Source organism: Paeniglutamicibacter sp. ZC-3 (assembly GCF_025847175.2).
Lineage (GTDB): Bacteria > Actinomycetota > Actinomycetes > Actinomycetales > Micrococcaceae > Paeniglutamicibacter > Paeniglutamicibacter sulfureus.
Genome location: NZ_JAOYTG010000043.1, coordinates 1 through 3,967, shown reverse-complemented (window position 1 = coordinate 3,967; position 3,967 = coordinate 1). Strand labels below are relative to the sequence as shown.

Annotated in this window: 5 protein-coding genes; 4 read left to right on the top strand and 1 reads right to left on the bottom strand. The window is 54.9% G+C overall.

The features are described from left to right. The first annotated feature begins 428 nt into the window (after positions 1-428). The 3 genes from OIU93_RS20350 to OIU93_RS20340 all read left to right on the top strand — a co-directional run bounded on the left by OIU93_RS20350 (position 429) and on the right by OIU93_RS20340 (position 3,166). Complete coding sequence (locus OIU93_RS20350) at positions 429-1,103, top strand: FadR/GntR family transcriptional regulator (protein WP_264271862.1); 675 nt, start codon at positions 429-431, stop codon at positions 1,101-1,103. A 450-nt stretch (positions 1,104-1,553) separates the two neighbouring features. Continuing rightward, positions 1,554-2,411, top strand: a complete 858-nt coding sequence (locus OIU93_RS20345) for a fumarylacetoacetate hydrolase family protein (RefSeq protein ID WP_264271861.1) — start codon at positions 1,554-1,556, stop codon at positions 2,409-2,411. Further along, positions 2,408-3,166: an SDR family NAD(P)-dependent oxidoreductase gene (locus OIU93_RS20340; protein WP_264271860.1), complete on the top strand. Its 759-nt coding sequence runs from the start codon at positions 2,408-2,410 to the stop codon at positions 3,164-3,166. The genes OIU93_RS20345 and OIU93_RS20340 overlap by 4 nt, the downstream gene beginning before the upstream one ends. On the opposite strand, the gene OIU93_RS20335 is transcribed toward OIU93_RS20340, so the two are convergent. Next, positions 3,084-3,605 carry a sodium/glutamate symporter gene (locus OIU93_RS20335; RefSeq protein ID WP_372342980.1) on the bottom strand — a complete coding sequence of 174 codons (522 nt, stop codon included), beginning with the start codon at positions 3,603-3,605 and terminating at the stop codon, positions 3,084-3,086. The two genes, OIU93_RS20340 and OIU93_RS20335, sit on opposite strands and share 83 nt — an antisense overlap. 187 nt (positions 3,606-3,792) lie before the next feature. On the opposite strand from OIU93_RS20335, the gene OIU93_RS20330 reads away from it, so the two are divergent. Then, positions 3,793-3,967: transposase (locus OIU93_RS20330; protein WP_264271863.1), on the top strand; the 175-nt coding region annotated here is incomplete at its 3' end.

Below are 3,967 nucleotides of genomic sequence, written 5' to 3'. Positions count from 1 at the left end.
ACGTTTTCCGAGATGAAATCACTGGCCTGATTCTTACCGCTCTTTTGGCTGGAAACCGGCCACCAACTTGGCTGGATTCCCTGGCTCAAACGGACTGAAGATAGTCGATCACACACAGGGGATCTAATTGGAATCGGTTCGGCGAATCAGCCCCCCGAATGCGTGCAGGATTGATGCACGAACATCTGGTTATGCGAATGTTTCACCACACGTTTGGACTGCAATACCGTCGACAGAGAATTCCGAATGATACAGAAAGTCAGGTTCCGAGGAGCCTGGGGTCTGCATCACAAAGCATCCGGCTCTGTTTTCCAATTTCTTCCAATTTCGACAGTAAGGTATCTCACACTCGAACGCAAGTTAAACATTCAATGTCTACAGAAAAAGGTTGAACCTTCTGCTTGCCTGCGATCGGTATGATCAGAGCTATGGCACTAACAGACAAGGCTATCCTCCAAGTTCGCACAATGATCCTGTCGGGCGACTGGAAGCCCGGAGACAGGCTGCCGCCAGAAGCAGAACTTAGCGATCAATTAGGCCTCTCGCGCGGCTCACTTAGAGAAGCCGTCAAAGCCCTGAGCGTCGTCGGAGTTCTCGAAGTTCGCAGGGGTGACGGTACGTTCGTCGCGCCCCTAGGCTCGCAAATGATCCACGACGCCCTCTCCTTCCTCACGGAGCTCTACCAGGGGGCATCCGCGACCGAGACCCTTGCGGTGCGTCGATTACTTGAAGTGGGTGCCATTCGAGCCGCCGTTAGCAATGTCGATCAATTAATGCTGACTAGGCTTAGGGCAGAAATGGATTCTGCAGATACCTCAAGCATTGAAGCACTTGTAGATCACGACACCCGCTTCCACGCATTGATTGCGGAAGCGTCAGGTAATGCATACCTGGCAAGCATCTTGGGTGGTATGGCCATTGCAACGCAGCGCGTTAGGGTCTGGCGCGGTCTCAGGGAATCTGGGGCCGTGGGCCGAACCGTCAACGAGCATTGGGGTATCTACCGGGCAATAGAGAGCCGTGATGCTGATCTTGCCGCGTCCCTCCTAACGGTTCACATCTCCGGCGTGCAGGACTGGCTGCGCTCCGTCGCGCCGGAGTAGCGTCGCCCCGCCTCCAAAAACTCCTGTTCGACAACTTTTAGAAGTGACTTGCAGGGCCACTCTGGCAATATGCGACAGTCCCTCAAGCCCCTAATCTCACCCCATTCACCGCAAAACTTCTCACTTGTCGTGATGCTCATCACATTGATTTTCTCGGTTCCTTGGATGTTGACAGTGGAGACATTGAATGTCTAGTCTCTTATTGGAGCTTCAGAGGCAAGGATCATCTACCTAAGCACAACAAACGCCATCAGTTTGCCGTCGCCAACCAACCAAGTTGGATAGCTGCACAAATGGGACACAAGTGCCACGCGGTTCCCTAAGACGAGCTATATAGCTTTCACCTTAAGGCGGCCCAGTTCCTACCCCTACCAATCCATCCAAGGCCATTCCTAGCGATGGAAAGCTATCAGCATTTCAGTCAAGTAAGAGTTTTTGTAAGGAGATACTTTGGAATATATGCGTTTTGGTCCGAAAGGATCCGAGATCCCTGTCGTGGTCGAGGACGGGAAGCACTACGCGATCTCCGATCTGGTCACTGACATAGGGCCAAGCTTTTGGGCACATGGTCCCGGTAAAGTGGCAGCGGCCCTCCGCGAAGGCACACTGACCGAATTCGACCCAACTGGTCTGCGCATCGGGGCTCCTATCAGCGCAGCAACTTCGGTCATCTGCATCGGCCAGAATTACGTTGCCCACGCCGCTGAGTCGGGTTCAGAGCCTCCAGAGCGACCCATCGTATTTTTCAAAACTCCTAATACACTGACAGGGCCATACGATACTGTCGGAATCCCGCCCGGCTCCCTAAAGACCGACTGGGAAGTCGAGCTGGCCGTCGTGATTGGTAGCCAGGCATCCTATCTGCCAAATCTAAAAGCAGCTCGTGCAGCAATCGGCGGATTCATGGTAGTCAACGACCTTTCGGAGCGGACTTATCAAATTGATGATTCGGGAGGGCAGTGGAGTAAAGGCAAGTGTGTAAAGGACTTCCTCCCTGCTGGCCCAATCCTCAAGACCCCGGAATCAGTTGATGCATCCGATCTGCGGCTGCGTAGCTGGGTTAATGGTGACCCCAGACAGGACTCGTCAACCGCAGACATGATTTTCAGCGTCGAAGATATCATCTTGGATCTCTCGTATTACATGCAGCTTGAACCCGGTGACGTTATTTGCACTGGCACCCCTCAAGGAGTCGCGCTTTCAGGACGATTCCCCTATCTAACCAGTGGTGACGTGAGTGAAATTGAAATTTCGGGTTTGGGCAAGCAGCGTCAGGAATACTTTCAGATCGAGGTAGCTAAGTCATGATTGAAGAATTTGCAGGACTAACCGCAGTCGTAACAGGAGGAGCCTCCGGAATCGGGCGTGCAACCGCAGAAGAGCTCACCGCACGTGGCGCTTCGGTGGCCGTTTTGGACCTGAACCCCGAGGAAGCTCCGGTTGGTGCTACGGGATTCCTCTGTGACGTTGGCAGTACCGAATCTGTGACTACCGCTATCCAGGCGGTAGTGGAACGATTCGGTGGCATCGATATTCTTGTCAATAACGCGGGAATCGGTGCTCAAGGTGACGTTGCAGCCAACACCGATGATGAGTGGGATCGCGTACTAAACGTCAATGTGAAGTCCATTGCGCGGCTATCTCGATCTGCGTTACCGCACCTTCGGGCCTCAAAGCACGCAGCCATCGTGAATACATCGTCGATTGCAGCAACTGCAGGACTACCTCAGCGCGTCCTTTACGCCGCAAGTAAAGGTGCGATCCAGGCAATGACGCTTTCCATGGCAGCCGACCATGTTCGCGAAGGTATCCGAGTGAACTGTGTTAATCCGGGAACCGCGAATACTCCTTGGATCGTGAATTTGTTAGGCAGCGAAGAAGATCCCGAAGCTGAGCGTGCCGCTTTGAACTCCCGCCAGCCACACGGACGAATGGTCGAGCCTAATGAAGTTGCTCAGGCGATCTGCTATTTGGCCAGCCCTAGAAATGGATCGACGGCTGGCATTTCGCTGGCAGTCGATGGGGGTATGAATGGGCTAAGGCTCCGCCCCGTAGGGAGTTAGGCCTGTAACCCTCTCGTCTACGACAGAACTGCGATTCACACATTCCAGTGGCACGTTGACCGCGTGATTGGGAGCGAGCGCCGCTGGGATTGTCACACCGTGGATGACTCGCAGCCAACAGTGCAAATTGCTTAATTGACTGCGGTCCCGCACATCGAATCGATGTGCGGGACCACAGTACTTGCTGGTAGTTCCTTAGTTGGTTTAGCCAACCATGTTCATGCACCACGCGATCCAGGGCAACCCCACCAGGGCGATGAGCACCGCACCAGCAAGCGGCACAATCAGGAACGCATGTTCGGAGCGCACACCGAACCTGGAAGTTGAATGCATCCATATTGGCCAGCGCGTCGGGGGCCGCGCCCATGCCGTGGCCGATGAAGCCGGCAACCATGGTTGCGGCGTCGTAGTCCTTGCCCAACATGCGGAAGACAACCACCGCGGCGAAGAGAATGATGAAGACCAACTGCACGGCAAGAATGATGGCCAGCGCGTAGTACTTTGTTAGGTCTAGGGTGCTGGGGCGTGTCTCTTAATCCCCATATAACTGGGTTTGGCAGAATTAACGGGTGAAATCCCGTTACACCGTTCTCTCCGATGCCCAGTGGGAGCTGATCGCCCCGTTGATGCCCGATTCCACGGGCAAGGCGGGACGTCCCTTCAACGACCACCGGCTGATGACCGAGGGCATCATCTACCGCTACCGGGCAGGCATCCCGTGGCGTGACCTGCCCGAGCACTTTGGGCCGTGGAAGACCGTGTGGAAGCGCCACCGCCGCTACGCCGGTGACGGCACCTGGG